General features: G+C 61.1%; 19 protein-coding genes and 2 pseudogenes. 11 read left to right on the forward strand and 10 right to left on the reverse strand.

Going from position 1 to position 21,842, the window contains the following annotated elements; translation table 11 throughout:
• Nucleotides 1-2: 2 nt before the first annotated feature.
• The gene (locus ACMUVN_RS02955; RefSeq protein WP_003560657.1) at nucleotides 3-404 is read left to right on the forward strand and encodes a response regulator; all 402 of its coding nucleotides are present in this window, start codon (nucleotides 3-5) and stop codon (nucleotides 402-404) included.
• A gap of 129 nt (nucleotides 405-533) precedes the next feature.
• On the opposite strand, the gene ACMUVN_RS02960 is transcribed toward ACMUVN_RS02955, so the two are convergent.
• Nucleotides 534-2,003, reverse strand: coding sequence for a PLP-dependent aminotransferase family protein (locus tag ACMUVN_RS02960; RefSeq protein ID WP_245294582.1), 1,470 nt, complete (start codon nucleotides 2,001-2,003; stop codon nucleotides 534-536).
• A 90-nt stretch (nucleotides 2,004-2,093) separates the two neighbouring features.
• Here ACMUVN_RS02960 and ACMUVN_RS02965 point away from each other — a divergent pair, with 90 nt between their 5' ends.
• Nucleotides 2,094-2,957, forward strand: a complete 864-nt coding sequence (locus ACMUVN_RS02965; RefSeq protein WP_028758216.1) for a DMT family transporter — start codon at nucleotides 2,094-2,096, stop codon at nucleotides 2,955-2,957.
• Nucleotides 2,958-3,185: 228 nt separating this feature from the next.
• On the forward strand, nucleotides 3,186-3,644 hold the full coding sequence (locus ACMUVN_RS02970; RefSeq protein WP_063475193.1) for a DUF4168 domain-containing protein: 459 nt from the start codon (nucleotides 3,186-3,188) through the stop codon (nucleotides 3,642-3,644).
• Nucleotides 3,645-3,716: 72 nt separating this feature from the next.
• Here the strand turns inward: ACMUVN_RS02970 and ACMUVN_RS02975 are convergent, their stop codons facing one another.
• Complete coding sequence (locus tag ACMUVN_RS02975) at nucleotides 3,717-4,331, reverse strand: 3'-5' exonuclease (RefSeq protein ID WP_028756802.1); 615 nt, start codon at nucleotides 4,329-4,331, stop codon at nucleotides 3,717-3,719.
• A gap of 543 nt (nucleotides 4,332-4,874) precedes the next feature.
• Between ACMUVN_RS02975 and ACMUVN_RS02980 the strand changes: the two genes are divergently transcribed.
• Nucleotides 4,875-6,551, forward strand: a complete 1,677-nt coding sequence (locus ACMUVN_RS02980; protein WP_082849724.1) for a globin-coupled sensor protein — start codon at nucleotides 4,875-4,877, stop codon at nucleotides 6,549-6,551.
• Nucleotides 6,552-6,631: 80 nt separating this feature from the next.
• On the opposite strand, the gene ACMUVN_RS02985 is transcribed toward ACMUVN_RS02980, so the two are convergent.
• The 3 genes from ACMUVN_RS02985 to ACMUVN_RS02995 all read right to left on the reverse strand — a co-directional run bounded on the left by ACMUVN_RS02985 (nucleotide 6,632) and on the right by ACMUVN_RS02995 (nucleotide 8,829).
• Entirely contained in the window at nucleotides 6,632-7,018 is a 387-nt protein-coding gene (locus ACMUVN_RS02985; RefSeq protein WP_063475218.1) for a cupin domain-containing protein, read from the reverse strand.
• A 148-nt stretch (nucleotides 7,019-7,166) separates the two neighbouring features.
• Nucleotides 7,167-7,433, reverse strand: coding sequence for a DUF2277 domain-containing protein (locus ACMUVN_RS02990; protein ID WP_028756799.1), 267 nt, complete (start codon nucleotides 7,431-7,433; stop codon nucleotides 7,167-7,169).
• A 172-nt stretch (nucleotides 7,434-7,605) separates the two neighbouring features.
• Nucleotides 7,606-8,829, reverse strand: a complete 1,224-nt coding sequence (locus ACMUVN_RS02995) for an ROK family transcriptional regulator (protein WP_028758222.1) — start codon at nucleotides 8,827-8,829, stop codon at nucleotides 7,606-7,608.
• Between the two features lie 193 nt (nucleotides 8,830-9,022).
• Between ACMUVN_RS02995 and ACMUVN_RS03000 the strand changes: the two genes are divergently transcribed.
• The 5 genes from ACMUVN_RS03000 to ACMUVN_RS03020 all read left to right on the forward strand — a co-directional run bounded on the left by ACMUVN_RS03000 (nucleotide 9,023) and on the right by ACMUVN_RS03020 (nucleotide 15,647).
• Nucleotides 9,023-10,297, forward strand: coding sequence for an ABC transporter substrate-binding protein (locus tag ACMUVN_RS03000; RefSeq protein ID WP_414814869.1), 1,275 nt, complete (start codon nucleotides 9,023-9,025; stop codon nucleotides 10,295-10,297).
• A 272-nt stretch (nucleotides 10,298-10,569) separates the two neighbouring features.
• A complete protein-coding gene (locus tag ACMUVN_RS03005; RefSeq protein ID WP_097542235.1) occupies nucleotides 10,570-11,454 on the forward strand; it encodes a carbohydrate ABC transporter permease in 885 nt (294 codons plus the stop codon).
• Nucleotides 11,454-12,305, forward strand: a complete 852-nt coding sequence (locus tag ACMUVN_RS03010; RefSeq protein ID WP_097661086.1) for a carbohydrate ABC transporter permease — start codon at nucleotides 11,454-11,456, stop codon at nucleotides 12,303-12,305. The genes ACMUVN_RS03005 and ACMUVN_RS03010 overlap by 1 nt, the downstream gene beginning before the upstream one ends.
• Before the next feature lie 46 nt (nucleotides 12,306-12,351).
• Nucleotides 12,352-13,497: an ABC transporter ATP-binding protein gene (locus ACMUVN_RS03015; RefSeq protein ID WP_097542237.1), complete on the forward strand. Its 1,146-nt coding sequence runs from the start codon at nucleotides 12,352-12,354 to the stop codon at nucleotides 13,495-13,497.
• A gap of 17 nt (nucleotides 13,498-13,514) precedes the next feature.
• The gene (locus ACMUVN_RS03020; RefSeq protein ID WP_097542238.1) at nucleotides 13,515-15,647 is read left to right on the forward strand and encodes a beta-galactosidase; all 2,133 of its coding nucleotides are present in this window, start codon (nucleotides 13,515-13,517) and stop codon (nucleotides 15,645-15,647) included.
• Between the two features lie 328 nt (nucleotides 15,648-15,975).
• Here the strand turns inward: ACMUVN_RS03020 and ACMUVN_RS03025 are convergent, their stop codons facing one another.
• Complete coding sequence (locus ACMUVN_RS03025; RefSeq protein WP_063475217.1) at nucleotides 15,976-16,578, reverse strand: hypothetical protein; 603 nt, start codon at nucleotides 16,576-16,578, stop codon at nucleotides 15,976-15,978.
• A 50-nt stretch (nucleotides 16,579-16,628) separates the two neighbouring features.
• On the opposite strand from ACMUVN_RS03025, the pseudogene ACMUVN_RS03030 reads away from it, so the two are divergent.
• Both ACMUVN_RS03030 and ACMUVN_RS03035 read left to right on the forward strand, forming a co-directional pair.
• Nucleotides 16,629-16,812, forward strand: a pseudogene (locus ACMUVN_RS03030) (dihydrofolate reductase family protein); the annotation flags it as partial.
• Nucleotides 16,813-16,932: 120 nt separating this feature from the next.
• Nucleotides 16,933-19,716 carry an EAL domain-containing protein gene (locus tag ACMUVN_RS03035; protein ID WP_097542239.1) on the forward strand — a complete coding sequence of 928 codons (2,784 nt, stop codon included), beginning with the start codon at nucleotides 16,933-16,935 and terminating at the stop codon, nucleotides 19,714-19,716.
• Nucleotides 19,717-19,848: 132 nt separating this feature from the next.
• On the opposite strand, the gene ACMUVN_RS03040 is transcribed toward ACMUVN_RS03035, so the two are convergent.
• From ACMUVN_RS03040 to ACMUVN_RS03055, 4 genes and pseudogenes are all read right to left on the reverse strand, one after another.
• The gene (locus ACMUVN_RS03040; protein WP_097542240.1) at nucleotides 19,849-20,496 is read right to left on the reverse strand and encodes a hypothetical protein; all 648 of its coding nucleotides are present in this window, start codon (nucleotides 20,494-20,496) and stop codon (nucleotides 19,849-19,851) included.
• A 326-nt stretch (nucleotides 20,497-20,822) separates the two neighbouring features.
• A pseudogene (locus ACMUVN_RS03045) lies at nucleotides 20,823-20,933 on the reverse strand (GFA family protein); the annotation flags it as partial.
• A complete protein-coding gene (locus tag ACMUVN_RS03050) occupies nucleotides 20,933-21,271 on the reverse strand; it encodes a slr1659 superfamily regulator (protein WP_028756789.1) in 339 nt (112 codons plus the stop codon). The gene ACMUVN_RS03050 and the pseudogene ACMUVN_RS03045, both read right to left, overlap by 1 nt.
• A 7-nt stretch (nucleotides 21,272-21,278) precedes the next feature.
• Entirely contained in the window at nucleotides 21,279-21,839 is a 561-nt protein-coding gene (locus ACMUVN_RS03055) for a slr1658 superfamily regulator (RefSeq protein ID WP_028758184.1), read from the reverse strand.
• Nucleotides 21,840-21,842 lie beyond the last annotated feature (3 nt).

The raw sequence follows: 21,842 nt of genomic DNA on the forward strand, positions 1-21,842 counted from the left end.
TCATGGTTACAGTCCTGTGCATAGAAGACGAAGTCGAGATCCGGAACCTCCTCGTCGAAGAGTTGAGCGAAGCCGGCTACAAGACGCTCGAGGCTTCGAACGGCGCCGAGGGGCTGGAAATGATCCTGTCGAAATGGCCCGACATCGTCATCAGCGACATTTCGATGCCTGTCATGGATGGGCACCAGCTACTGGCGGAAATTCAGATCAACCACCCCGAGCTCTCCAACATCCCCTTCATCCTGCTGACGGCGCTGACCGACCGGGAAAACACGCTTGCCGGCTTACGCGGCGGAGCGGCGGACTATCTGACGAAGCCGCTCGACTTCGATCTGCTGCTCGCCAAGCTCGAAGGCTGCGTGACGCGTCTTGCCAATGACAAGGCGGTTCACCGGTCGTTTTGATCGTTGCGGGCGGAGACCGAGACAGCCTCACTCAGAGGTGCTGCGCAGGAGGCTCCGCCCTGCGGGCTGCGCGCCTCAATGATGAGGGCGTTGGTGAATGCCACTCCGGAAGCGTTGGGGGTGCCGCCCTCATGAGAGGGCCTGGACGCAGTGAGAAGAAGGCGCTTGAGCCTGTGCCTCCGACCTCCATTGTCCTCGTCCTGCCAGTGCATCGCCCAACACCTCGAACACCCGCGCATCGAGTGTTTGAGACACGTTGAAGCGCATGAAATTGGTCGCCGATTGCGACAGGCTGAATGCGTTTCCGGGAGCCAAAACGATCCTCCTTTCCAGTGCAGCGCGCGCCACATCGGCCGCATCGATGCCCTCGGGCAGCTGGCACCAGAGGAACATCCCGGCCTGTGGCTCCAGCCACGGCGTTATCCCTAAGCCCTTCAGTCTGGCCGAGACCTCGCTCATCGCCCGAGAGAGCCGGTGTCTCAGCGTCTCCATGTGTTTGCGATAGCTGCCGTCGCTCAGGACGTTCAGCACCAGTTCCGCCGTCAGCCGGCCGCCGCCGAAGGAGGTGGCGATCTTGAGATCTGTCAGTCCGTCGATCCATTCCGGTTTTGCCACGACGAAACCGCAGCGGGCCGAGGCCGACAGGGTCTTCGAGAAGCTGCCGATGTGAATGACCCGCTCGAGCCCGTCGAAGGCGGCAAGGCGGGGCGCCGGCGAATATTCGAAATCGGCGAAGATATCGTCCTCGATGATGGTCAGATCGAACTGCTCGGCGAGTTTTAGAAGCCGGTGGGCCGTCACGGGGGAAAGCGTTGCGCCTGTGGGATTGTGGATGGCGGAGTTGGTGATGTAGAGCCGCGGCCGCTTTTCGGCGACGACTTGCGCGAACAGTTCGATATCGGGACCGGACGGGGTATAGGGGACGCCGACGATCTTTGCCCTATGGGCGCGCAGCAGCGCATGGAAGTTGAAATAGCAGGGATCGTCGACCAGCACCGTGTCGCCGGGTTCCAGCAGGAAACGGCAGAGCAGATCGATTGCCTGCGTGCCGGAATCTGCCAGCATGATTTGCTCAGGGGAGGCTTCGATCCCCCGTTCACCCATGCGCCGCGAAATCAGCTGGCGCAGTTGCGGCAAGCCGAGCGGCGAGCCGTAGTCGGCGAGGGCCGGCCCGTCGGCGCGGGCAAGCGTCCTCAGCCCGCGGCGCATCCCTTCCCCCGGCAGCCAGGAGGGTGGCAGCCAGCCGCAGCCGGGCTTCAGGTCTGTTTCATCAGCCTCCAGCGATTGCCGCGATATCCAGAACGGATCGACGGCGCGGTCGAGCTTCGGTCCGCTCTGCGCAAGCGCAAACGGGGCTGCCTGGTTGGCGACATAGAACCCCGAACCCGGTCTTGCCAGGATCGCGCCTTCGGCGACCAACCGCTCATAGGCGTCGACGACCGTCGATGTCGACAGCTTCAACGTCGCCGCCAGCCCCCGGACGGACGGCAGTCTTGCGCCCGGCGTCAGGCTGCGCCCGGCAATGCGTTGCCTGATCGTCGCGACGACCATCTCTACGCGTGTGCGTCCTTCATTCATCTGTATTGCTTTCTGCATCATTACAGTTTCACGAAATCGTATCAGACTGTTACTGTCATGACCATCGCCGTTGGCCGATAAGAGCTGGGAAAAGAAGGAGTGCAGCGCATCATGGACCGCATGGCATCGGGATGGATCAATGGTTTTATCGGGGTGGTGATCTTCAGCGGATCGCTGCCGGCGACGCGCGTGGCGGTGATGCAGTTCGATCCCGTCTTTCTCACCGTGGCGCGCGCGGCGATCGCCGGCATTCTCGCCCTCGGCCTGCTGATCGCTTTCAGAGAGAAACGGCCGAGCGGGCGCGATACCCTCTCCCTTGCTGTCGTCGCGCTCGGCGTCGTGGTCGGCTTTCCCTTGCTGACGGCGCTGGCGCTGCAGCACGTCACATCAGCTCATTCGATCGTTTTCGTCGGCCTGCTGCCGCTGGCGACGGCGATCTTCGGCGTGATCCGCGGCGGAGAACGCCCGAAGCCGGCATTCTGGCTGTTTTCCATCCTGGGCAGCGCGCTGGTGGCGGGCTTCGCGCTGGCGCAAGGGCTGACTGCGTCACCGATCGGTGACCTATTGATGCTGGCGGCGATCATCGTCTGCGGCCTCGGCTATGCCGAAGGCGGCAGGCTTTCGCGCACGCTCGGCGGCTGGCAGGTGATTTCCTGGGCGCTGGTGCTGTCGCTGCCGGTGATGGTCGCGGTCGCGCTTTTGCATCGGCCGGCAAGCTTTTCCGGCATTGAAACGCCGGCGCTGCTGGGTCTTGCCTATGTCTCGCTGTTTTCCATGCTGATCGGCTTCATCTTCTGGTATCGCGGCCTGTCGCAGGGCGGCATTGCCGCCGTCGGCCAGCTGCAGCTGCTCCAGCCGTTTTTCGGCCTGGCGCTTGCTGCCACCCTGCTGCACGAGCCCGTGACCTGGGCCATGCTCGCCGTCACGGTCGCCGTCATTCTGTGCGTGGCCGGCGCCCGCAGGTTTGCGCGGTAGCGGTTGCTCCGGTCACGGCAAGTGGTTGGAAGTGACGGTGCGGTGACCACCAGCCGACATGTCGACGGTCACAAAGCCGCCGCTCAATCGTCAGCAAATCGCCCCGTTGCCGCCGCACCGTGCCCTCTTAAAGGTTCCATCGTCGCGACCTCGCCAGCCCCAACGGCTGAGCGATCGACCGAGCCGGTTCTGCTGCCGCTCAAATCATGCACGTGAAAAGGAACGAATATGATCACTCGTTACACACCCGTCGCAACGATGACCGCTGCGGTCTTCAGCCTGCTTGCTTTCAGCCCGGCATTCGCTGTTGATATGGCCCAGGCGCAACAGCAGCCGCCGGCACAAGGCCAGGCGCCGATGCAGGGACAGACCGGTGGCAACGGCGCGGCCGCACCCGTCAGCGATAAGAAAATCGAGGCCTTTGCCGTTGCTTATCTGCAGGTCGACAAGGTCCGCCAGGAATATTCGGCCAAGATCGGCGCGACGAAGGACGAGGCTGCCAAGCAAAAGCTACAGGATGAAGCCAAGAAGCAGATGGTCGATACCGTCGAAGCCTCCAACGGCATCTCCGTCGAGGAATATTCCTCGATCCTGACCGCCGCGCAGAGCGACCCGGCCCTGGCCAAGAAGGTTCTGGAAAAGATCGGTACGCCGCCGCCGGCAGCGCCAGCGCAACAGCAGCAATAAGCTGCCCGCCCTAAGAAAGCAGTGCCCGCCGTTTGGCCGGGCGCTGCTTCAAGCCCTTGGTGTCTCGTGCCTTCAGAGCCGATCGAAAACCTCGGGCTGCAATTTCCGGATCTTCATCAGATGCTGCAGCGTGTACGATAGCGACAGAGCGTCGTCGAGCCCGTCATGCGCCTGCAAGGCAGGATGGTCGACGTTGTAGTAGTCGGCCAGCTTGTTGCTGGGCGTCTTTGCCAAATCCTCGATCGGCATGCCCGCTGCGATGAGAAGCTTGACGGCGTTGTCGAACCGGCGGGCCGGGATGGAAGGCTGGATGCCTGCGACATAGCAGCTGATGGCCACCATGTTCATCTCATCCTTACCCCAGGACCAGAACCGGGCGCCGCCCGAGAAGCTGTCGACACCGGAAAGCGCATCCTCCAGCGCCACGCCATGGGCGTCGATATCCTCTTCGGTGATGCCGGTCAGATGGGTGAAGTATGGATCGAGCGGATACCGCTTGCCGAAGCGGTCGACGGGCCGGACGTAGGACTTGTACGTGCCAAGGATCGGAAACTCGCCTTCGAGTCCGAGCTTGACGGCTCCGATCTGCGCAATGACAGGATCGGGATCGTGGGCCGCGCACCAAAATCTGCGCTGCGAGCCTTCGAGGCAAAGAAATTCACAGTCGAATATGATGGCGGTCTTCATGGCCGACGTTCCCCTCGTAGTTGGAGCTTCGGACTGAATACCCTCCGTCGTGGCCCGACAAGTTCTCGATAACAGGCATCAGCGATCCGTTCGTCCTATGCGTGTTTCGACAATTTCGCTCACCTGTTTTCGTCCACCGTGGCCGAGGTGGAGGTCGGTGCCATCCTGGCCTGGCTTCCCGTGATTGCCGCTGCCCGCCTGACGGAAGGCGTCGCAGACGAAAATGACGCGCTGCTGCGGCTGGCCGAGGCGAACGGGTATCATTGAAAGGCTTGGCATCCACAGTCTGTGCGGACCGTCGGTCCCCGTTCCTCTCGATAATGCCGGCTTTGCGCAAGAACATCCAAAATCCGCGCGTGTATCCAAAGGGCGTTGAATAATTGTGTTTTATCAAGGGAATTTACTCTTTGCAAACCATGCCGGCCGTCAATTCGCGGTTGTCCGATGGGCGGGGTCTGCACGACAAGCTGCTATGAATACGGGTTTCGGAGACGGATTCCCGCGCCACATCGGTTACCGAAGTTCTGTCTCTAAGAGGTGCCAATGTCGAACTATTCCCATGCCCCCACTGGTCATCAGGCTCATGGGCACCCGACACCCGGACAGGTCGATGCCGGGTCGCAAAACCGGAATATCGAACGTCGCCTCGAATTCATGGGGCTCGACCAGCAAGGGCGTGCCGGGATCCGTTCGCTGAAAGCGCTGATCGAGCGGGAATTGCCGCATGGTCTCGACAAATTCTATGCGCAGTTGCGCAACAGCCCCGAGGTCAAGCGCTTCTTTTCGTCGGATGAGCATATTGCCAGAGCCAAGGGCGCCCAGGTGGGGCATTGGGCGAATATATCCGATGGCAACTTCAATGAGGACTACGTCGCCAAGGTCCGTACCATCGGCACCGTTCACGCGCGTATCGGCTTGGAACCCAGATGGTATATCGGCGGCTACGCCATCCTTGTCGACCACCTGATCAAGAGCGCTGTCGAGGAGATGTTTCCAAAAGGCGGAATGTTTTCCAAGAAAACCATGAAGCCGGCGGACTTCGCAAAGGCGTTGGCAAGTCTGGTCAAGGCCGTGATGCTCGATATGGATCTGGCCATTTCGGTCTATATCGACGAAGCGGAAATCGCCAAGCAGAAGGCTCAGGCGGAAGCGATTGCGAGCGAGCAGAAGCTTGTGAGTGACTGTTTCGGCAAGGCGATGTCCGCCATCGTCGCCAAGGATGTCAGCTATCGCATCACCGATGACCTGCCCGCCGCCTATCACCAACTGCGTGACGATTTCAACCACGCGCTGGATCAATTGACGAGCACGATCAGCGAGATCGATTCCGCCGCGTCGCAGATCCATGCCGGATCGCAGGAGATTCGCTCCGCCGCCGACGCGCTTGCCAAGCGCACCGAGCAACAGGCCGCTTCCATCGAGGAGACTGCGGCTGCGCTCGAAGAGATCACCACGACCGTCAAGGATTCCAGCAGGCGCGCGGAAGAGGCGGGGCAGCTGGTTTCAAAGGCGCGCGCCGGTGCGGAAAAATCCGGCCAGATCGTCCAACGGGCGGTTACCGCGATGGGCGCGATTGACAGTTCATCGCGTGAGATTTCCAGCATCATCGGCGTGATCGACGAGATTGCTTTCCAGACGAACCTGCTGGCGCTGAACGCCGGCGTCGAGGCCGCGCGCGCCGGTGAGGCCGGCAAGGGATTTGCCGTCGTCGCCCAGGAAGTCCGCGAGCTGGCCCAGCGTTCGGCCAAGGCGGCAAAAGAGATCAAGGAATTGATCAATACCTCCGGCGAGCAGGTCAAGACAGGCGTTTCGCTGGTCGGGGAAACGGGAGAAGCGCTGGCTGTCATCGTCGATGAGGTCAAGGAGATCGACCATCATATCGGCTCGATCGTCGAGGCGGCGCGCGAACAGGCGACCGCGCTTGCCGAGATCAACATGGCCGTCAATGCCATGGATCAGGGCACGCAGCAAAATGCCGCCATGGTGGAGGAATCCACGGCCGCAAGCCATGCTCTTGTCCGGGAGATCGGACGGATCGCGGAAATGCTCAGCCAATTCCATATCGGCAAGAGGTCCGCATCTGCCGCTCCCCCAAGGCCGGCGCCGGCGAAGCCGACGGATGCGGGGTCTCCCGCGCGCGAACTCAAGGCCAGGGTCGCCAAGGCGTATCAGACACAGGGCAACGCGGCGCTGGCGAGCGGCCAGTGGGACGAGTTCTGAGATCGTCACCTAGCGGGCGCTCGGACCAAAGGTCCGAGCGTGAGCGCTTTACGTGCCGGCGGTTCAATGCTGATGTGGTCTCACTTCGCAGGCACGACGAGGGTCTCTCCCTTGCGCACGACGTAGGTCGCCAATTCCGACGCCTTGCCGCTGCCGATGTTCTTCGCCGAGTGAACGACGCCTGATGGAATGAACAAGGATTGGCCGGCTTTCAGGGTCACCGGCTCTGCGCCTTCGAGCTGGTATTCCAATGTTCCTTCGATGACGAATGCGATCTCTTCGCCGGGATGCGAGTGCTTGGGGGCGAGAACGCCGGGAGCAAAATCGACGCGGACCTGAATAGCCTCGTGGCCGGGCACGTCAATATCGTTCCTGATGAGATCAGTGCGCTGCAGCGGCTGTTCTGCCTGTGCTGCTGCTGCGCCGCCGAGAACAAGGGCGAGTGCGATAGCCTGGATCATTTTCATCGTTGCATCCTTCTGAATTGACCATTTTCGGCTCATCGGCCGCATCGGTATTTCAGTCGATGATTGAACCAGGGATGTGTCTGGAAACCCCCATTTTTGTAAGACAGTGTATCTGCAGGCCTACGCTCCTGCGAGGACGGGATTTTTCTTACGCGAAGCGGATCGCGGTTCTCGCGCGCGCCTTCGCCGCTACTTCCTCGCGGTCGCGAGGCGGTTGAGACGTCTCCAGTGAATCGAGCAGTTCGCGGGCGCAAGCAGCGATCGAACCGACCGCGCGTTCGAACGCAACCTCGTTGCGCTTCGACGGCTTGGTCGCTCCGCTCAGCTTGCGTACGAACTGCAGCGCGGCATCATGAATCTCCTCGTCCGTCGCTGGCGGATCGAAATTGAACAGTGGTTTTATATTTCGGCACATGGCTTGCTCACGGTCATTTCTCTTTGCCACCGAGGGAGCGTGGCGCGGTATAAAAACTAATCGCGCGAGCGCGAATTGCAACCGACCACGGGAACTTCCCACCCAGTGATCCCTTCGCGGTGCTCGCAAGCTGCCGAAACCACACGTCCGCCAGCAGCAATGAGCTCATCGCTCAAGCCGCCGACGAAGACCCCGGCGCTTTCAACCTAACCCCTCCCAGCGTCGCAATATCAGTCACCCCACCCGACGATTCAAAGTCGAAGATCTTCTGCGTCACCAGGGCGGCGGCACCCCTTGCCCAGGAATTGTCTTCCCAGTCGGGCAAAAGCGGTGGCGCGGTCCTGAAGGTTCGGGCGGCCAGCGCCTCGCGCAGCGGCACCAGGAAAGGATCGCCGAGGGAGACGGCTTCGCCGCCGGCGACGATGACTTCGGGATCGGTGATATTGACGAGATTGGCAAGGGCGGTGCCGATGCCGCGGCCGGAATCGGCGACGAGGGCGAGGGCGGTGGGGTCGCCTGATGTGAGCGCCTTGCAGAGTTCTGGCAGATCGAGCTCGTCTCGGCCAGTTGCTTCCCGCCAGCGCCTTAGCATCGAAGCTTCGGAGTGATAGGCCATCAGGCAGCCGCGCTTGCCGCATTCGCAGAGCCGGCCGTTCTCTTCGAAGAGGGTATGGCCGAACTTGCCGGCCGCTCCATTTGCGCCGCGATAGAGCTTGCCGTCGATGACGAGCGCGCAGCTGATGCCGACGCCGACGGCGAGGACAGCCATGTTGCGATGTTGGCGGCCGAGCCCGAAGAGTTGCTGGGCGATGGCATAGGCGTTGGTATCGTCTTCCAGCCAGACCGGGACATGCACGCGGTTTGCGACCAGCGAGGCGAGGGGGACGTTGTCCCAGCTGAAGCGGTGGCTGCGCACGCAGGCGGTCTGTTCGTGGTTGAAGACGCCCGGCATGGAGATGCCGATGCCGGCGAGCTTGGCGTTGGGACGGCCGGCGAGCTTCACCAGTTCCGGCACGGTACCCGCCAACAGGTCGGCGACCTTCTCGGGCTCATGGCCGTCGAGGTTTACCCGCATGGCGGCGATGGGGTTGGTGGCGAGGTCGGTCGCCACGCATTCCACCGAATCCACCATCAGCTTGAAGCCGACGGCAAGCGCGTGTTCGTAGTTGATATCCACGGGGATCGGTCGGCGGCCGGTGAGGCCGGGCACGGTCTTGCCTTCGACGACGATGCCTTCCTCCAGCAGGTCTGAAACAACGAAGGTCACGGCCGCCGGGCTCAAGCCGATGACGGTGGCGATGTCGGCGCGACTCCTCGGTCCCTCGCGCCTGAGGAGGTTGAGGATGAGGCGTCGGTTCATGGCTCTCGCCGTGGTCTGGTCGCCTTTGAGCTTCACTTTGCATTCCTTAATTTTGTAAATTAATTATTGCGGGCTGCCAAGATCTATGCATAAGTTCGGCCGCGGATCAACTCAGCCAGGCGGATTATCGCTGGAATCGGGGTGGATCGCAGCGTTGAAAGCCTGGTCGGTCGTTTCATGGAGGAGGCGGCGGTCGGGAGATGTCGATCGATCAACTGGGAGGAATTCAATGGCATTTTCGAAGCAATTTCCGTCAGCCACCCGCAGGAGCTTCCTGAAGGGTGCGGGCATCGTGTCTGCCGCTGCGGTCACCGGCAGTTTTCCAATTCCCGCGATCGCGCAGGCCCAAGAGGTCACGATGATCTCGGCCGAAAACAATGGGGCCGCGCTCGATGCGCTGAAGGCAATCGCCGCGGGCTTCAGCAAGGAAGCCGGCGTCAACGTCGTCATCAACAATATGGATCACGAGGCCCACAAAACGGCCATCCGCAACTATCTCGTCGCCGGCGCGCCTGATGTCTGCTCCTGGTTTTCGGGCAACCGCATGCGCGCCTTCGTCAAGCGCGGCCTGTTCGACGACATCTCCGATCTTTTCGAGAAAGAGAAGTACAGGGACGTGCTCGGCGCGACGGCGGGGGCCGTTACCGAAGACGGCAAGCAGTACGGCCTTCCCACAGGCGGCACGCTCTGGGGCATGTTCTACCGGAAGGATGTGTTCGAGCAGCATGGGCTGACCGTGCCGAAGACCGCCGAGGAATTCATGGCCTATGGCGACAAGTGCAAGGCGGTGGGCATTACGCCGGTTGCGATCGGTACCAAGGAATTGTGGCCGGCTGCCGGCTGGTTCGATCAGATGAACCTGCGCATCAACGGCCTCGACAAGCACATGGCGCTGATGAATGGCGAGATGAGCTATCTCGATCCGTCGCTGACGGCCGTGTTCGACCAGTGGGAAGCGATGATATCAAAGGACTTCTTCACGGCCAACCACACGTCCTTCGGCTGGCAGGAGGCCGCGGCGCTGCTGGCGCAGAAGAAGGCCGGCATGATGAACTTGGGCGCCTTCCTGCGCTCGGCCTTCACCGCCGAGGATCTGCCGCAGCTCTCCTATGCGACCTTCCCGGTGCTCGATTCCAAGGTCGGCCACTTCGAAGAGTTTTCGGTCAATTCGATCCATATTCCGGCGAAGGCCAAGAACAAGCAGGGCGCGCGCGAATTCCTAGCCTATTTCTACAAGCCTGAGAATCTGGCGGCCTATCTGGAGCCGGGCGGCAACGTGCCGCCGCGCCACGACCTGCCGCCCAGCAAGGACCAGCTGGTCAACATTGCCGTCGAGACGATGAAAACGGTAGAGGGCACGTCGCAATATTACGACCGTGACAGCGACCCCGACATGGCGCAGGCCGGCCTCGTCGGCTTCCAGGAATTCATGGCCAAACCCGAACGGCGCAAGGCGATCCTGACGCGCCTCGAGGGCACGCGTAAGCGGATTTACAAGATCTGACGTCGGCCGCTCGTCCTGGCGTTCATGGTTGCCCCTCACCCTAACCCTCTCCCCGTTTTGACGGGGAGAGGGGACGTGCCCTGAGAGACGTGCGGGGGGCGGAGAGGTTGCGGCTTCGTCTCTTCGCCCCGCGAGCGTGGGTCCGAAGGACGGGTCGAGACCCGTGGCTCGACCCCGGTCGGTGGCGGCAGCCGGATGAGGGGCAGCCCGACCAGCGCAGCCCGATGAGGGGCAGTTCGCCGCTTGCTTTTGTCGTAAACGAGGCTCCTGAAATGCAGACATTATGGCGCCGCCAGCGTTGGTGGCTTACCCCGACTTTGCTCATCGCGCCGGCGATATTGCTGTTTTTCACCGTCATCCTGCTGTCGGCCGTCCGGAGCCTTTGGATCAGCCTGCACGACTGGGACGGCTTCGGCCCGATGGTGTGGATCGGCTTTGGCAATTACGTCGAGCTCTACGACGATCCGCAATTCTACGTGTCGCTGAAAAACAACCTGATCTGGCTTGTCATGTTCATGGCGGCACCGCCGCTCGGCCTCGCCATCGCGCTGCTGATCAATCAGAAAATCCGCGGCATGCGCTTTCTGAAATCGCTGTTCTTCATCCCGCTGGTGCTCGCCTCGGTCACCGTCGGCGTCGTCTTCACCTGGGTCTATACGCCGGAATTCGGGCTGCTCGCGCTGATCTTCAAGGCCTTTGGAGCGACGGCGCCGGCGGTTCTCTCCGACGAGCATTTCGTCACCTTCGCCATCGTGATTGCAGCACTCTGGCCGCAGATCACCTTCTGCATGGTGCTTTATCTCGCAGGTCTCAACAATCTCAGCGAAGAGCTGATCGGGGCCGGCCGTGTCGACGGGGCGAGGGGCGGGAACATGCTGTGGCACATCGTGCTGCCGCAACTGACCCAGGTCACCTTCATCGCCATTGCTGTCACCGTCGTCGGCGCGCTCAGATCCTTCGACATGGTGTCGGTGATGACAAACGGTGGTCCGTTCGGCTCGTCCTCGGTTCTCGCCTACCAGATGTTCGAGCAGTCGATCTTCTCCTATCGTTTCGGCTACGGCGCCGCGATCGCCTCCGTGCTCTTCGTGATCATGGCCGCCTTCATCGCCTGGTACCTCAGCCGCATCATCCGCACCGAAGAAAGGGGAGGCTGATGTATCCTCGTCCTATTCCCGAAGCCGCAGTCTGGCAGCGACGCTTTTATGTGCTCGCCGTCGTCATCGTGCTGCTGCTCTGGCTCTGCCCGCTGTTTGCGATCATCCTCACCTCCTTCCGCTCGACCGAGGATGTCATGGGCGGCAATCTGTGGGGATGGCCGACCGGCATCGGCGTGATCGACAATTATACTGATGTCTTCACGCAGACGCCGATGGCCCGCTACTTCCTCAACAGCCTGATCATCACCGTTCCCTCGGTGATCGGCGTCCTGGCGCTCAGCACACTCGCCGGCTATGTGCTGTCGCGGTACCGCTTTCCCGGCAACATGCTGATCTTTGCGCTGTTCGTCGGCGGCAATTTCCTGCCGCATCAGATCATGATGATCCCGGTGCGCGACCTGATGGTGCAGCTCGACCTGATCGACACGACGGCGGCGCTGATCATCTTCCACGTCGCCTTCCAGACGGGTTTTGCGACACTCTTCATGCGCAATTTCATCGCCGCACTGCCCGACGAACTGTTCCAGGCGGCCCGCGCCGAAGGCGCCTCTCCCTTCCAGACGCTCGTGCACGTGGCGATCCCGCTGGTGCGGCCGGCACTGGCAGCCCTTGCCATCCTGATCTTCACCTTCATCTGGAACGACTATTTCTGGGCCGTGGTGCTGACCGTCAGCGACAGCGTCAAGCCGGTCACGGCAGGCCTTGCCAATCTGCGCGGCGAATGGGTCTCGGCCTGGAACCTCATCTCCGCCGGCACGATCGTCGTCGCCGTGCCGCCGGTCATCATGTTCTTCCTGATGCAGCGGCACTTCATCGCCGGCCTGACCATGGGAGCGGTGAAGGGATGATCCAGCACTTCGATTTTCCAGTTTCAACAGCAGAGAGCCAGGACGCATGACCAGTCTCGAACTCCGTGAGATCAACAAGAATTACGGCGCTTATCATGCGTTGCGCGGCATCGATTTTTCCGTCGCGCAAGGCGAGTTCATCGTCATGGTCGGCCCCTCCGGCTGCGGCAAATCCACGCTTTTGAAATCGATCGCCGGCCTGGAGGCGATTTCCTCCGGCCAGATCCTGATCAACGGCCGCGACGTCACCAAGCAGGAACCGGGCGACCGCGGCATCGCCATGGTCTTCCAGTCCTACGCGCTATATCCGCACATGACGGTAGCGGAGAACATGGGCTTCGGCCTGCGGATGGCCAAACGGCCGAAGGCCGAGATCGAGGCGGCCGTGGCACGCGCCGCCCGGATCCTGAGGATCACCGACCAGCTGGAGAAGCGGCCGAAGCAGCTCTCCGGCGGCCAGCGGCAGCGCGTAGCGATCGGCCGGGCGATCACCCGTTCGCCCGACGTTTTCCTCTTCGACGAGCCGCTGTCGAACCTCGACGCCGCGCTCAGAACCCAGATGCGTGTCGAGCTCAGCAGCCTGCATGCGGAACTCGGCGCCACCATGGTCTATGTCACCCACGACCAGGTGGAGGCCATGACCATGGCAAGCCGGATCGTCGTCTTGAACCAGGGGGTGATCGAGCAGGTCGGCTCGCCGCTGCAGCTCTACCGCAACCCCGACAACCTCTTCGTCGCGGGCTTCCTAGGCGCGCCCAGAATGAACTTCCTCGGCGTCACCGTCGATGAGGTGTCCGGCCGCAATGTCACGGTTTCGGCGCCCGGCCTTGTGCCGGTGACGGTGGAACTGGCGGAGGCGACAGCGCTGGCGAAAGGCGCCAACCTGACGCTGGGTGTGCGGCCGGAGAACATCTCGGTGGTCGCCGACGGCAGCCAAAGCGGGGCGATCAACGGTCAGGTCCGGCTCGTCGAGCATCTCGGCCGCGAGACCATTCTCTATATCGACGCCGGCAATCTCAGGACCGTCGCCTCGGAGAGCGGCACCGGCAACATCACGGTGCAGCTCAGCTATGTCGCGCCTTTTGCCGCCGATCAGAACGTCGCGCTGAAGCTCGACGCCAGCGAACTCTATCTCTTCTCGCCCGACGGCGGACGCACGATCAGCGCCCGCAAGACCATCCTCGACCGATAAACACAGGAAAGACCACCGTGTCCGACAAGACCCTCTCCGTATGGAACCCCGTCCAGACTGACCGCTTCCTAGTCGGCGCTCCGCATTATCCCGAGCATGTCGATGAAAGCTATTGGGAGCGCGACGCCGAGCGCATGGCGAAAGCCGGCTTCAACGTGGTCAGAATGGCCGAATTCGCCTGGCACATTCTCGAACCGAAGCTCGGCACCTTCGACTTCGATCTGTTCGACCGCGCGATCGCCATGCTCGGGCGCTACGGCATCGACACGATCATGTGCACGCCGACGGCGACCCCTCCGCGCTGGCTGACGGCGGCACACCCTGAAATTCTAAGGGTCGACGGCAAGGGCCGGCCGATGAGCCATGGCTCGCGCCAGCACTGCGACACGGCAAGCCCGGTTTTCCGCGAACACAGCAAGCGCATCACCAGGGCGATGGCCGAGCACTATCGCGACAATCCCTTTGTTGTCGGCTGGCAGACCGATAACGAGCTGAACACCAGCATGCCGGAGAGCTTTTCCCAAGCGACGCTCACCGAATTCCAGGCCTTCCTCGCTGGCAAATACCGCGAGATATCAAAGCTCAACGCGGCCTGGGGCGGCGACTTCTGGGCGACGGCCTATGACAGTTTCGACCAGGTGGTGCTGCCGATCGAGTTCGGCCCGACCTTCCCGAGCCCCGGCCACCTGCAGGATTATCACCGCTTCCTCGCCTTCTCGACGGCGCGCTTCCAGCATGATCAGGTGGAGATCCTGCGTGCCGTCAAACCATCCTGGTTCGTCTTCCACAATCTTGGCGGCTTGCGGGATATCGACTTTCGCGGCCAGTTCTCGACCGATCTCGATTTCGTCGGCTACGACATCTATCCGATGCTCTATGACGAGTTCCAGCGGCTCGGCAATCACGCCAAGGTTCAGGCGCTGCACCTCGATATCTGCCGAGGCTTCTCCGGCAATTACATCGTGCCCGAGCAGCAGTCGGGTTTCGGCAGCCAGCCGGGCTTCTGCACGCTGACGCCGGAGCCGGGCGAACTGCGCCGCATGGCGCTTTCCTCGGTTGCTCATGGTGCTGACGGCCTGATGTTTTTCCGCTGGCGGCCCGCGCATTTCGGCGCCGAGATCTATTGGATGGGCATCATCGACCATGACGATATCGGCCGCCATCGTTATGAGGAGGCCACGCGCTTCGCCACCGAGATGACGGCGCTAGCGCCCAAGGTCCTCGGTACCTGTGTTCGCATGGATGTCGGCATCGCCGGCTCCGATTTCGACAATCAGGAAGCCCACAAGACCTATCCGATCGGCCTGCCGAGCCCGCAGGACGATGCGATCCTGCTGCACCAATACTGCTATGACCGCGGCATTGCCTGCGGCTTCATTCATCCGGAGGACGACCTTTCCAGGCTGAAGCTCTTCTATGTTCCGCATTGGGTGATGTGGAAGGACGAATGGACGGCCAGGCTCGAAGCCTTCGCCGAAGCAGGCGGCACCGTCGTCATCGGCGCGCGCACCGGCACCCGCAACGAGGACAACCACGTCATCCGCGAAACGGCGCCCGGCACTGCGCTTTCCAGACTGACGGGCGTGCGCGTCGAAGATTTCGGCCGTCTCACAGCCCCCGGCGCCAATGGCCTCTTCGACGTGATGGAGCGCTCGGGCGGCCTTGTCATTCCCCCAAACAAACCGGCCGAAAGCAACCGCCGCCAGCGCCGCTTCAAGATCGGCAATCGCGAAATGACGGCCGGCCATTTCTACGAAAACCTCACCATCGACCCCGACGTCGAGGTGATCGCTGCCTGGTCCAACCGCTACGCCGAGGGCCAGCCGATGGCGACCTCCCGCAAGCTCGGCAAGGGGCAGGTCGTCTATCTCGGCACCTATCTCACGCCTGATCTGACCGAAGCGCTGACCGAACGCCTGTTCGCCCCCGCCGGCATCGAACCGCTGGTCGGCGGCCTGCCCGAGGGCGTGGAGGTGACGATGCGGATGAACGAGGAGCGGCGGCTGCTGTTTGTGCAGAATTATACGGATCAGGCGGTGACGGTGGGTGGCGTGCCGGCCGGGCGGGATCTGCTGGATGGGGAGAAGAGGGTGACGGGGGGGCTGGAGCTTGACGGGTATGGGTGTGCGATTGTGGAGTTGGAGGGGTGAGGTTGCGGCATATTGAATGGCGGTGACGGAAAGTGGACCCGCGTGTTCAACAGGCGGTGTACCTGACCGCACCTGGGCACAAGTGCAGAATCTCGTTCGAAAGACCAGTTGCCTTGAAAACTAAGGCAACTGACCATCGATCGTGGTCAATCCCCAAAATTACAGGCTATCTATAAAGGCGCGTTGGATAGCTACCCAATCGTCAGGATATGGTTCTTGATCTTGCTGATGCTCCGCCTGGTACTCACTTCAGCCCTGAAGTTTCCAGTATTTCGTCATCACCTCAACCCAGGCATGCGGGGTGCTGGCAGCTTGACCTCACGATCAATCAGTTGCCCCAGCCAATTTGGAACCGATCAAATCGAACCTCGCTCAGCGGCTGGTTGGAGGGGCCTAGCCTTACTGAACGAAGAACGAGATGAAGCTCGGGGGAATAGTATTGTTCGAAAATAATCGGAGGCAATCCCGTCAGTTCCAGACGGCTGTTGGTGGCCCAAACTTTGTAGGAGCAAGATGCAATAGTTTCCTCTCCCAAGCCGTCGAACCTAATAAAAGTAGTGCCCGAAACGGATTTTTTGCCGTTGATGAAAAGCGTAGTGTCGGATTGCCAGTTCTTCTTCTGTGGTAGATCGTCCAACGCAACCGCATTCGCGTATTTCAGCTCATGCGTCCCATTGGGACCAACTCTCTTTTCGACGAGCAGGGGGTGTAAATATACGGCCGACACCGGCTGCAGTGAACGGTTACGCTCCACCAGCTTTTGTTCGGTGAGACCTGGACCGTTCGGCTTGTAGAATACGGAAAGGAAAGGCACTTCTCTGGTTAGCAGTACGCCCTGTTTGGTCTGATTGGCGGTTAAGCAATTGCCAAAGGCTGGTGCCGCCAATATTATTCCAACCAGTAGCGACAAACTTCTTAGCAAGATCGACATCCCAGATTCCAACTCATCCAAGTCCGCTACCATGGTGCTTGGGTGAAATTGGGGAGATCGAAGTCGCCGGCCCGGACCTTGCCCACAACCTGACCGAACTTGGCCTGATCGACGAATATCATCTACCTGCACCCGGTCGTGGTGGGGCAGGGCAAGACCTATTTCGCGGGGCCTCGCCCTCCGCGCCAGTCGAAAATCCATTCACCATACCAAGACACCCGCGATAAACCCTAATCCCACAACCCCACCTCCAACCCGCCCAAACACCCGCCTTTCCCGCCAGCCGCCCACTCCACTTCAACCTTCCTTAAGCGCCCGCCCCATAGCGTGCCCCTCAAATCGAGGGCCTATTCCATGTTCACCGTTCTGACGTGCGTCACCGAGCAGCATAATCTCACGCTGGTCGGTCTCGCGGGTTTGATCTGCTTTCTCGCCAGCCTTTGCGCGATGGTTCTGCTCGATCGGGCGATGTCTTCCGATGGCGCTGCCCGGTGGGTGTGGATCGGGACGGCGGGGGCGGCTGGGGGTTTTGGGATCTGGGCGACGCATTTTGTTGCGATGCTGGCTTATGACCCCGGTGTCGTCGTCGGTTATCATGCCGGCTTGACGCTGGTTTCGCTGCTGGTCGCGATCGTCGCGACCACCGCTGCTGTTGCCGCCAAGATCGCCTATACCAGGTGGACGGCGAATATTCTGGCGGGCGTGCTCTTCGGCGCCGGCATCGGGTCGATGCATTTTTCCGGAATGCTCGCCATCGAATTCCCGGGAGCGATCTCATGGGATAGCGGGTTCGTGACGGCCTCGTTCGCTCTCGGCATCGTCTTCTCGGTCGCGGCCTTTCGATTTGCGGTCAGGGGCGAGCGGTCGCTTCTCGGCGGGCTCGCGCCGACGCTTTTGTTGACATCAGGTGTCGTCGCGCTGCATTTCACCGCGATGGCGGGTGTCACCGTCACGCCTGGCATTGTGGCGCTCGATCCCGCGACGCTGCTTTCGCCTGCGATCATGGTGGTGACGATCGCCGCCGTCACCTTTTCGCTGCTGGCGGCGGGTTTTGCGGCGGCCATTTTCGCCGTGCGCTCGGAGGCCAAGACCGCCAAGGCGGAGCGCAATTTCAAGCTGCTGGTGCAGGGCGTCACCGACTACGCCATCTATATGCTCGATCCCGACGGCAAGGTCAGCAACTGGAATGCCGGGGCCGAGCGCGCCAAGGGCTATCGCGCCGAGGAGATAGTCGGCAAGGATTTCTCGCTGTTCTATTCGGCGGAAGATCGCCGGAACGGCCTGCCGCAGCGGGCGCTCGCGACCGCCCGCACCGAGGGCAAGTTCGAGGCGCAGGGCTGGCGCTATCGCAAGGACGGCTCCTCCTTCTGGGCCTATGTCGTCATCGACCCGATCTACGACGAGATCGGAGCGCTGATCGGCTATGCGAAGATCACCAAGGACAACAGCAAGCAGAAGACGGATGCCGACCGGATCGAGGAGGTCAGCCGCAATCTCGATGTCGCGCTCGAAAACATGGGGCAGGGCATCTGCATGTTCGATGCGGATGAGCGCCTGGTGCTGTGCAACAAGCGCTATCTCGAAATCTTCAAATTTCCCGAAGGGTCGGTGCGTCCGGGAATGTACTACAGGGAGATCGTCGAGGTCGGTTATGCCGCCCACGCCGAGACCCCTGCGGAAGCGGCGGCGCGGGCCGAGGCCCATTACATCAGGAACATGGCGCTGATCCGGGGCGGGGCCGGCAGTGCGGTTCACAAATATGCAAGCGGCATCTCTATCCAGCAGAATGTCAACATCCTGCCAAACGGCGGCTGGGTCGTGACCTTCGAGGATATCAGCGATCGCGTAAAGTCCGAGGAGCAGGTCGCCTTCCTGGCCAAGCACGACGCGCTGACGGGCCTGCCGAACCGGCTGGAGTTCGGCGAGCGCGTCTCCGAGGAAATGATGGTCGCCGACCGGCTGAGGGGCAGGGTTGCGGTCATCGGTATCGATCTCGACAAGTTCAAGGAGGTCAACGACCAGCATGGGCACGGCACCGGCGACTTGGTGCTTGTCGAATTGACGCGCCGTCTCGGCGAGGCACAGCAGGAGGGCGAATTCATCGCCCGCTTCGGCGGCGACGAGTTCGCCGCGACCAAGCGCTTCGACGATCTGAGCGCGCTCCACGATTTCATCGGCCGCCTGGAAGGCGCGCTGACCGGAATGGTTTCCGTCGACGGCTTCGAGATCAAGACCGGCGCCAGCCTCGGCCTCGCCATCTATCCCGGCGATGCGGAGAGCGTGGACGGGCTTCTCGCCAATGCCGACCTAGCCATGTACCGGGCCAAGCAATCGCTGCTGCAGAAAGTCTGCTTCTACGAGGCTGCCATGGACGAGACCGCGCGCCGCCGTCGCGCGCTCGCCAACGATCTCTGGGCCTGCATCGACCGCGACGAGCTTCATCTGCATTATCAGGTGCAGAAATCGGTGCGGACGGGAGAGATCACCGGCTATGAAGTGCTGCTGCGCTGGCGCCATCACGAACGCGGCAACATCCCGCCCATGGATTTCATTGGCCTTGCCGAGGAATGCGGCGCGATCCTGCCGATCGGCGAATGGGTGCTGCGGGAAGCCTGCCGGGCGGCCGCGGGCTGGAACAGCGGCCACAAGATCGCCGTCAACCTCTCGCCGATCCAGCTCGGCCATGCCGACATGGCGGCCGTCATCTCAAGCATCCTCCTGGAGACCGGCCTCGATCCGCGACGCCTCGAAATCGAGATCACCGAAAGCTCTATCATCATCGACAAGGACAAGGCCCTGCGCACCATGCGGGAGATCAAGGCGCTCGGCGTCTCGATCGCGATCGACGATTTTGGCACCGGCTACTCGTCGTTGGAGACGCTGCGCGCCTTCCCCTTCGACAAGATCAAGCTTGATAAGAGCTTTATGGCCGAGGTCGAGAGCAACGCGCAATCCAAGGCGATTGTCCGGGCCATCCTGGCGCTCGGCCGCAGCCTGGAGGTTCCGGTGCTCGCCGAAGGCGTGGAAACGCAGGCGCAGCTCGATACGCTTTTCGAAGAGCAATGCGACGAGGCGCAGGGTTACCTGCTCGGAAGGCCGCAGGCGATGCGCGAGGCGGTGGCTGAGAAGGCGGCTTGAGGCATCGCCACGGCGTAGTGTTTCATGAGAAAAAAAGAGCATCTCCGTACTGAAACAAAACGGAAATGCTCTCTCGTAGTTTAGTGCGGAGCCATACTTGTCAGCTCCACACTGCTCGCACCTGTTTATAGGCTATTCCTCGGATGTCTCCGGCGCGGCGTTCTCCAGCGAAACGCGGATTTGATCGATCTTCCCGTTCGCCTCGCCAACCCCGAGGATGGACTTGGCTTCGGCCAAAACCGCCGGGCTGACCTGGCCGGTTTTCGTTGCGGAAGCCAATGCGTCCTCCAGCGCCTCGTCCCCCAATAGAGGGTCATCGGCGGCGGGCTCGATGCCATTGTCGAGTTCATACTGGGCATAAGCCATGGCATAGGCCGCGATGGCGGTCATGCGCGGGTCTGACGTATGCATCAGCGCCCTGTAATTTCGCTTCAGGGAGTTCAGGCCTGCCATCTGCGCCGACAGGTTCTTTTCTTTCGTGACGGTTTTGGTCCCATCAGCCTTCGTGGATTTGGACTTGCTTCCTGCGTCGGTGGATTTGCCTTTCACGCCTGAGGATTTAGAGCTGCCATGGGTTGAACCGCTACCCTGGTTGCCGTTGCCGTGACTGCCGCTATTTCCGTTGCCGCCGCCATGACCGCCCCCGTTGCCACCACCATTGCCCCCGCCGTTCCCACCGTCTTTTGCCAGCGCGGCAATGTCGATCCCGGCAATCGTAGCCGGGCTTGCTGCAAGAGCCAGCGAGAGCACGGCCAAGGACGCTAAGGTTGCTATCCGCATCATTTTCCTCCGAGTCAGATCATCAAGTGCGGTGCAACTGCACTGCATAGGGAGATGTGAGAGGTTAGACGCTGATTGCGTATCGCACATCGGCACGAGGTCCGACGTCGGTCGGGACTATGGTCCTAAACAAGTTGAAATATTTGATAAATCCACATCGTCAGCCAGGTTGGGCTGATGTGGCGACACGCCGTGAAAAGGGAGTAGGTGCTCTGCGTGGCTGAAGCAGCTGAACACCGGACGATCTTTTACCGGAACCTTGGAGCCGGCGATCCGCCGCCGGTCGATTTTTCGCAGTCGGCCGGAAGCTGAGACATCGCAGATTGTCAGAACCAAGGATTGCGTACGCAGCGTCCTTTGGATGGAGGGTCTTCAAACGTGTCCGCGCCGTCGAAATGATCGACAGGCAGATCCCGAACGAGAGGCGGCGGCGCAATCACCCCAGGCGTAAATCAATAAGCGGATGTAACTTCTTCAGGTTCGGCAGAGACTTAGCTTGCCAGGGATATTGATTGGTGCCTTTGATGACGAGCAGGAGATCGCCCATCTTTCTGGCTTCGATCGTCAGCTTGGCCAACAGATTTATGCCGGAGGAATTGAGGAACTCGAGACCCGTCAGGTTGAACGTCACCTGTTTGTGCCCCTCATGGAGCAGACCCGAAATCAATGAATAAATGGGCGCATAGGCGTCCGGTCCGGCCAGCCGGAATACGCCGTCGAAATATACCTGGTTTCTTTCCGCCCATACGCGGAAGTTTTCGTCGCTGATTTCCATTCTTCGCTCACAGATTGGAGGAGGGCGGCATCGCCACAGCTGCAGTCGTCGTCAGTATGATACGCTGGTCATTGTTCTCTTCGAATGCCCAAGCCATTTTTGCGTCGTAGTCGCTCAGCAGGGTGAGCAATCCCAAGCCCGAACCGCTCGTTGCCGATATGGCGTTGGTTTCGATTTGCTCAAGAAGAAGTTCCCCGGGATCTTTCGATTGGAGGCGATGCAGCAATTGCTGGAAGCGGGACGATGTCACGCCATCGATCGTGTTCTTCACCCTTATCAAAAAGGCTCCGTCGAATATGCCGGCTTCAATGAGGATCTCCCCAGGTTGTCGAAACTTGACGGCATTTTCAATCAGCTCATTGCTGAGATATCCGATGTCATGATGCGCCTGCGTGTAATCTTTCCTTGAACGTGAATAGGGCAGAGCCATGACTTCCGCTATGAAGTCCGCCGTCATTCCCGAGTGCTTCCATCCAAGCTGAAGAGGTCCATCGCTTAACGTGAGGCGAGTGGCCGAACCTAAGCTTATGCCCGCCAGAGATTCCTTGCCGTATACCGTTGGCGTCATTGT

Source organism: Rhizobium sp. IY2, assembly GCF_047532935.1.
GTDB classification, from domain to species: Bacteria; Pseudomonadota; Alphaproteobacteria; order Rhizobiales; family Rhizobiaceae; genus Rhizobium; species Rhizobium anhuiense.

Coding starts and splice junctions, on each gene's coding strand:
- ACMUVN_RS03035 (WP_097542239.1), top strand. CDS start 16,933: ATGTTCACCGTTCTGACGTGCGTCACCGAGCAGCATAATCTCACGCTG.
- ACMUVN_RS02975 (WP_028756802.1), bottom strand. CDS start 4,331: ATGAAGACCGCCATCATATTCGACTGTGAATTTCTTTGCCTCGAAGGC.
- ACMUVN_RS03015 (WP_097542237.1), top strand. CDS start 12,352: ATGACCAGTCTCGAACTCCGTGAGATCAACAAGAATTACGGCGCTTAT.
- ACMUVN_RS02960 (WP_245294582.1), bottom strand. CDS start 2,003: ATGATGCAGAAAGCAATACAGATGAATGAAGGACGCACACGCGTAGAG.
- ACMUVN_RS02970 (WP_063475193.1), top strand. CDS start 3,186: ATGATCACTCGTTACACACCCGTCGCAACGATGACCGCTGCGGTCTTC.
- ACMUVN_RS02965 (WP_028758216.1), top strand. CDS start 2,094: ATGGACCGCATGGCATCGGGATGGATCAATGGTTTTATCGGGGTGGTG.
- ACMUVN_RS03005 (WP_097542235.1), top strand. CDS start 10,570: ATGCAGACATTATGGCGCCGCCAGCGTTGGTGGCTTACCCCGACTTTG.
- ACMUVN_RS03050 (WP_028756789.1), bottom strand. CDS start 21,271: ATGGAAATCAGCGACGAAAACTTCCGCGTATGGGCGGAAAGAAACCAG.
- ACMUVN_RS03010 (WP_097661086.1), top strand. CDS start 11,454: ATGTATCCTCGTCCTATTCCCGAAGCCGCAGTCTGGCAGCGACGCTTT.
- ACMUVN_RS03000 (WP_414814869.1), top strand. CDS start 9,023: ATGGCATTTTCGAAGCAATTTCCGTCAGCCACCCGCAGGAGCTTCCTG.
- ACMUVN_RS03040 (WP_097542240.1), bottom strand. CDS start 20,496: ATGCGGATAGCAACCTTAGCGTCCTTGGCCGTGCTCTCGCTGGCTCTT.
- ACMUVN_RS03055 (WP_028758184.1), bottom strand. CDS start 21,839: ATGACGCCAACGGTATACGGCAAGGAATCTCTGGCGGGCATAAGCTTA.
- ACMUVN_RS02980 (WP_082849724.1), top strand. CDS start 4,875: ATGTCGAACTATTCCCATGCCCCCACTGGTCATCAGGCTCATGGGCAC.
- ACMUVN_RS03025 (WP_063475217.1), bottom strand. CDS start 16,578: ATGTCGATCTTGCTAAGAAGTTTGTCGCTACTGGTTGGAATAATATTG.
- ACMUVN_RS02985 (WP_063475218.1), bottom strand. CDS start 7,018: ATGAAAATGATCCAGGCTATCGCACTCGCCCTTGTTCTCGGCGGCGCA.
- ACMUVN_RS02955 (WP_003560657.1), top strand. CDS start 3: ATGGTTACAGTCCTGTGCATAGAAGACGAAGTCGAGATCCGGAACCTC.
- ACMUVN_RS02990 (WP_028756799.1), bottom strand. CDS start 7,433: ATGTGCCGAAATATAAAACCACTGTTCAATTTCGATCCGCCAGCGACG.